Raw genomic sequence first — 6,215 nt, forward strand, 5'->3', positions numbered from 1 at the left:
GTAAGATGGAAGAGACCAACCGAGAAACAAAAAGACGACTGCTTGACGGGAGATACCTGCGCATGGCTCGCATTTGGGCGGAAAACTCATATTGCAAACGGCGACAAGTGGGAGCGCTGGTGGTCAAGGACAAAATGATTATCAGCGATGGCTACAACGGAACCCCCAGTGGTTTTGAGAATGTTTGCGAAGACGAGAACAACGTAACCAAGCCATATGTGCTGCACGCTGAAGCCAACGCCATCACCAAACTGGCGCGTTCGCACAACAACAGTGACGGCGCGACCCTCTACGTCACGGCCTCGCCATGTATAGAGTGCGCTAAACTCATCATACAATCTGGCATCAAACGCGTGGTATACGGAGAGACCTACCGGTTAGACGACGGCATAAGGTTGCTTGAGCGAGCTGGCATAGACGTGGTGTTATTAGACAAATAAACCCGATACAAAACAGTTTAGCCAGTACGGCGCCACATCGCTTAAATGGTTTCCACACACTGACAAGCCTAAAAAGATTAAAATGAAAAACGAAAATAGAAACAGATTTATGCCCCTGCTGATGGCGCTGTGCGTTGTTATCGGCGTTATGATTGGTTCGTTTTATGCAAATCATTTTTCAGGCAATAGGCTCACCATCATCAACAACGGTAGCAATCGCCTCAACAATCTGCTGCATATCATCGACGACCAATATGTGGATAAGGTTAACATGGACTCGCTTGTCGACGATGCCATACCCAAAATCCTGGCCGAGTTAGATCCACACTCGGTCTATATCAGCGCCAAAGACGTGCAGGCCGCCAACGATGATTTGAAAGGGTCATTCTCAGGAGTGGGCATTGAGTTTGTTATTCGCGACGACACTATACGTGTTCAGAACGTCATCAAGAATGGTCCGGCTGAAAAAGCAGGCATTATTGCCGGCGACAAGATAGTATACGTGGACGGCAAGAAATTTGTAGGCAAGGTGGTTACCAATGAGGAAGCCATGCGCAGACTGAAAGGACCTAACGGCACCAAAGTGAAAGTGAGCGTGCAGAGATTTGGTCACGGCAAGCCCATCACCTATGACATAACGCGTGGTGAAATTCCTACGAAAACCGTCACGGCAGCCTATATGCTTGACAAACAAACTGGATATATTAAGATTAAGAGTTTTGGCGAAAAGACATATCCAGAACTTCTCATCGCCCTTGCAACTTTGCAGCAAAAGGGATTTAGCAACTTGGTCATCGACCTGCGTGACAATGTCGGTGGCTATCTGCAAAGCGCGGTGCAAATGGCAAACGAATTCTTGCCGGCAAAAAAACTCATCGTCTACACCGAAGGTCGCAAATCGCCCCGCCAAGACTATCGTTCCGATGGACATGGAGCTTACCAAAACATGCCGTTAGTGGTGCTCATCAACGAAGGGTCGGCCTCTTCCTCAGAGATTTTCGCGGGCGCCATCCAAGACAATGACCGTGGCACAATTATTGGCAGACGCTCGTTCGGCAAAGGTTTGGTACAGCAACAAATTCCATTTCCTGACGGAAGCATGGTACGTCTGACCATAGCTCGATATTACACACCATCAGGGCGCTGCATCCAAAAGCCATATACCGATGGCGAGGACGCCGATTATGCCACCGACATCCTATACCGTTACGAGCACGGAGAGTTTTTCTCACGCGACAGCATACACCATACCGGCCCAGCCTATCACACTGCGCTGGGGCGCGTGGTATATGGCGGCGGAGGCGTAACGCCCGATATATTCGTGCCCGAAGACACCACCAACATCACCTCTTATTATAAAAAGGCGGCAATAAGCGGTCTCATTCTCCAATTCGCCTTCACCTACACGGACAACAACAGGCAAAAAATGAAGAAATTCAACGAGCTACTTCAATTGGTTAACTATCTTGACCGACAGAACCTTGTGAACAAGTTTGCCACCTACGCTGACAAGCATGGATTGGCGCGGCGCAACTTGATGATTAAAAAAAGCTATTCATTGCTCAACCAATATATCAACGCGCGCATTGTCTACAACATGCTTGACGAGCAGGCTCTAACACAATATCTCAATCAAGACGACCCTGTTATAACCAAAGCAATGATGGTTTTAAAAAATAATATGGCTTTCCCCAAAGCACCAACAAAAAGAACAATCAAAAAGAAGCGCGCAAAATAAAACAACCATGGAGAAATCTACCCTCAGAAAAAACATACGCAATCTCAAAAAACAATTCACGAGAGACCAGCTCATAACGATGTCACACCCTGTCGTTGACCGTCTGCTGTGTCATCCTAAATTGGCTCAAGCTAATACGATTTTTCTATACTACTCGCTCCCCGATGAAGTTTACACACACGACATCATTGACGAGTTGGCTCAAAAGGGGAAAAAAATCTTACTGCCCAAAGTTATTGGCGACAGCGAAATGGAGATTAGGCTATACCAAGGCAAGAAGAGTATGAGCGAAGGAGATTTCCACATCATGGAACCTGAAGGTCCGGTTTTTACCGACTATGCTTCCATTGACATAGCCGTTGTTCCGGGAATGGGTTTTGATACCGAGGGAAACCGACTTGGAAGGGGCAAAGGATATTATGACCGATTCTTGGGCAAGGTTCCATGTATTTACAAGATAGGGATATGCTTTGATTTCCAAAAGGTAGACCATGTGCCAGCTGAGCCAACTGATATCCGTATGGACGAGGTGATCTGAAAATGAAATATATTCCGGTTTGTTGGTAACAAAGAGCTTGGGGGTATAGGTAAAAACAAAAGCATTTTTAAACTCTACATGTAATCCTTAATACACTGGATTACAAAATGTGCACAGAACGGATTCCGCTCTTTTCTCAAATTTCTCCAAATCAGAAGCGTCCTCACCTGCACGATACTTTTCTTCCATGCCATTGGCGCGCATGTACCTCCATTTATGACGGTCGCCCACATAATCACAGTTCTGTTATGCTCAGAATTAATAGGATGCCCAATATTTCATGTTTAACTGGCAATGATAGTCTATAATGGAAATCTTGGACACATGATGACAATACGAATTCTAAGCTGCGGGGATGTGTCAAACAAAAATAATTCATGAAATGTTTTAGCGTTCGTATAGATTTGCCTTTAAAAAATTAGTTTGTTTCTTCAAATTTAGAATAAATAATTTGAAATGTCAAGGCTTTTAACTATATTTGCATAAAATATAAAACCTTGATGAATAAAGTACTACTTATCTATACCGGAGGCACTATCGGCATGGGGAAAAATCCACTCACCGGTGCGTTGGAACCGCTTGATTTTAACCATTTGGTTGACTCTATGCCGGAATTTAAACTTATCAAAGCTGACATTGATGTCTATCAATTCTCCGCACCCATTGACTCGAGCGACATGGCACCTGCCCAATGGGCACAATTAGTACGTATCGTCTCTTCCAATTATGAAGATTACGATGGTTTTGTCATTCTCCACGGCACTGACACTATGGCCTACACAGCTTCCGCTCTTTCTTTCATGTTTGAAAATCTCACCAAACCCATCATCCTTACCGGCTCCCAACTTCCCATCGGACAGCTACGAACAGATGGCAAAGAAAATTTGGTAACAAGCATAGAACTGGCCTCTTTGAAAAACCAAGAAGGACATGCGCGCGTGCCCGAAGTATGCATCTATTTCAGTGGTCATCTCATTCGCGGAAACAGGGCCACTAAAATAGACGCCGATGGCTTCCACGCTTTCGAGTCTTTCAATTACCCACATCTATGTGACGCTGGCGTAAATTTTGTGTTTCAAGACCACCACATTCTAAAACCAGACTTTGACAAGCCTATGATTCCCCATCTCACGCTCAACCCAAATGTCGTGGTGTTCAGCTTGTTTCCAGGCATACAAGAGCACATTTTGCACAATGTGTTACTATCCAAGGAAGTGCGAGGTATCGTCATGCGCACATTTGGTAGTGGCAATGCGCCACAAACCCCATGGCTTGTGCAAGCTCTCAAAAAGGCCACCATGCGTGGTATCGTTGTGATCAATATCAGTCAGTGCGTGGCAGGAACAGTGGCGATGGGACGGTATGACACAGGATATCAGCTAAAAGACAACGGTGTGGTATCTGGGTACGACTCAACTGTAGAGGCAGCCATCACCAAAATGATGTTCTTGTTGGCCCATCACAGTGATATTAGCACGATAAGAAACTTAATGAACAAATCGCTCGCTGGCGAGATCTCGGTATAATGACAATGGTCATACCCATTGCCCCAACTTATATTACAAAATATAAAACGAAAGTCATGATAAACATTGGTCTATCATGACTTTCGGTTTTTATGGGTAACTCAAGCATGTTACATAACATTGTTAACACGCTTTGTTCTCGTTTCTATTTACTTCTTGAAAAAATCCTTAACGGCTTCGTTAGGAACCATTTTCTCATCAAAGATGTAAGCACCAGTCTTGGGACTTTTCACCATCTTGATAACCTTGGAATATGCGCGACCATCCGTTGATCCTTCGTGGAGGGTAGCGACCGCTTTCTTTGCCATAGTTTATCTCATTTAATTGTTAATGCAAGATTACTTGATCTCCTTGTGAAGAGTCATTTTCTTCAATATCGGGTTGTATTTCATCATTTCCATACGTCCCGGAGTGTTCTTGCGATTCTTGGTAGTTATATAGCGGCTTGTGCCAGGCAGACCAGAGTTTTTCATCTCGGTGCATTCCAATATAACTTGCACCCTGTTTCCTTTAGCTTTCTTTGCCATGTCAATTATTCTCCTATTACTTTAATGTCTTTCCAGTCGCAATAACCTTTGGCAACTGCCTGCTTCAACGCAGCATCAAGACCTACCCTATTAATAAGACGGAGACCAGCTGCGCTGATCTTTAGCGATATCCAGCATTGCTCTTCTACATAGTAGAACTTTTTGCTGAAAAGGTTAACGTCAAAGCTTCTCTTTGTGCGGTGCTTTGAGTGAGACACATTACAACCTATCTGCGCCCTCTTTCCTGTGATCTGACAAATCTTAGACATTGCTATTCTTTGTTTTTTGAATTCGATTTTATATACTTATTCCAAACAGTGTGCAAAATTACAAATAAATTCTGTCACAGCAAAATAAATACACCGCTAAATCTATTTTTTATAATATTTTAATTCACAATTCACGACTGACAAAAGACAGCATAACATAAATTTAGTATGTATCATTCCTATTGAAATATCTTAAAGGTGTCAATTCCCTTCATTCCCGAAGTTGTATTAATAAACCAAATCTGTCCGGAGTTCCTTACAAAAGACTCAGGTTGTATTTCTCCATAAAATTTTATGTCTAAACGAGCTAGACCTTTGTACTTTTGACATTTTAAATCATAGTCGTTGTAGTCTGCAAATAGGGTTTTGCCATGGCTATATTCCTCTTTGTAGAAATTCATTATTTCTCGAACAGTATACTGTGTAGGTTTAATGCCAATATTCTTAGCATAGGTACTTTCTACGGTTGTAAGCCCCCCATTCACACAATCTCCAATACTTAGCAAAATATAGTACTGGCTAATTTTAGAAAGTTCAGGCTTTAGTAAATATAAAACAGGAATACCTTCTGAATTAATAGGAGTTGGACTTTCTTTTACAACCTTGGTTTTATCTATCTCATTTAAATTGGTGAAATTATGGTACTCTTTTAAATCCGCAGGGTTATGGAACACAAGAGGCTGGTTACCGATTACGGCATACTCAAGGACGGTCGAAGACAAGTTTTTGATTGAAAGAAAATCTGCTCCGTTTTCTTGATAGTCTCTTTTCAAGGTAAGCTGGCTAAAAACGCTTTTCCCCGAATGTGTACCAACAATACTGTCATAGGCGACCAAGACGTTCTCTCCACCAATCACGCAAGGAGTAGAAAGCCTCTCTGTTTTGACTTCGTTTTGACCATTATTGCCCAATATACTATAATGCACTTCCACTTCTCCGGGAATATCATCTTTTGTGGTTATTGCAATATAATTATGCCGAAGAATAGTTGTTTTGTGTACTCCTTCCTCTAAATCAACCTTTGTACATTGGGAAAACAATATTGTAAGAAAAAGCCAAACATACAATTGTAAAGAGAAGATCTTCTTCATTTTGTTACATCTTTAAATTAATCCCAAACCATTAACCAAGGATTCCACCAATCAACCTTTGTATAGTTGCCGCCATTCTTCTTGTC

Annotated in this window: 9 protein-coding genes; 4 read left to right on the top strand and 5 right to left on the bottom strand. The window is 42.7% G+C overall.

All coding sequences use genetic code 11. The features are described from left to right. The first annotated feature begins 5 nt into the window (after positions 1–5). From HMPREF1640_RS10365 to HMPREF1640_RS10375, 3 genes are all read left to right on the top strand, one after another. Complete coding sequence (locus HMPREF1640_RS10365) at positions 6–440, top strand: dCMP deaminase family protein (RefSeq protein ID WP_036894448.1); 435 nt, start codon at positions 6–8, stop codon at positions 438–440. 82 nt (positions 441–522) lie between these two features. Continuing rightward, entirely contained in the window at positions 523–2,178 is a 1,656-nt protein-coding gene (locus tag HMPREF1640_RS10370) for a S41 family peptidase (RefSeq protein WP_036894449.1), read from the top strand. Positions 2,179–2,185: 7 nt separating this feature from the next. Continuing rightward, positions 2,186–2,716: a 5-formyltetrahydrofolate cyclo-ligase gene (locus tag HMPREF1640_RS10375; RefSeq protein WP_036894452.1), complete on the top strand. Its 531-nt coding sequence runs from the start codon at positions 2,186–2,188 to the stop codon at positions 2,714–2,716. An 87-nt stretch (positions 2,717–2,803) separates the two neighbouring features. Here the strand turns inward: HMPREF1640_RS10375 and HMPREF1640_RS13945 are convergent, their stop codons facing one another. After that, on the bottom strand, positions 2,804–2,947 hold the full coding sequence (locus HMPREF1640_RS13945; RefSeq protein ID WP_156098790.1) for a glucuronate isomerase: 144 nt from the start codon (positions 2,945–2,947) through the stop codon (positions 2,804–2,806). Positions 2,948–3,216: 269 nt separating this feature from the next. Between HMPREF1640_RS13945 and HMPREF1640_RS10380 the strand changes: the two genes are divergently transcribed. Continuing rightward, positions 3,217–4,242 carry an asparaginase gene (locus HMPREF1640_RS10380; RefSeq protein ID WP_036894454.1) on the top strand — a complete coding sequence of 342 codons (1,026 nt, stop codon included), beginning with the start codon at positions 3,217–3,219 and terminating at the stop codon, positions 4,240–4,242. 149 nt (positions 4,243–4,391) lie between these two features. Here HMPREF1640_RS10380 and HMPREF1640_RS12890 read toward each other — a convergent pair whose 3' ends face one another. From HMPREF1640_RS12890 to HMPREF1640_RS10395, 4 genes are all read right to left on the bottom strand, one after another. Continuing rightward, positions 4,392–4,550, bottom strand: coding sequence for a DUF4295 domain-containing protein (locus tag HMPREF1640_RS12890; protein ID WP_081935345.1), 159 nt, complete (start codon positions 4,548–4,550; stop codon positions 4,392–4,394). 30 nt (positions 4,551–4,580) lie between these two features. Further along, on the bottom strand, positions 4,581–4,769 hold the full coding sequence (gene rpmG, locus HMPREF1640_RS10385) for a 50S ribosomal protein L33 (RefSeq protein WP_036894456.1): 189 nt from the start codon (positions 4,767–4,769) through the stop codon (positions 4,581–4,583). 5 nt (positions 4,770–4,774) lie between these two features. Further along, positions 4,775–5,038, bottom strand: coding sequence for a 50S ribosomal protein L28 (gene rpmB / locus HMPREF1640_RS10390; RefSeq protein WP_036894458.1), 264 nt, complete (start codon positions 5,036–5,038; stop codon positions 4,775–4,777). Positions 5,039–5,217: 179 nt separating this feature from the next. Further along, positions 5,218–6,129 (bottom strand): hypothetical protein, encoded by a 912-nt coding sequence (locus tag HMPREF1640_RS10395; protein WP_036894460.1) that lies wholly within the window; start codon positions 6,127–6,129, stop codon positions 5,218–5,220. Positions 6,130–6,215: the final 86 nt, after the last annotated feature.

It is taken from the genome of Prevotella sp. S7-1-8 (genome assembly GCF_000758925.1).
Taxonomy (GTDB): Bacteria; Bacteroidota; Bacteroidia; order Bacteroidales; family Bacteroidaceae; genus Prevotella.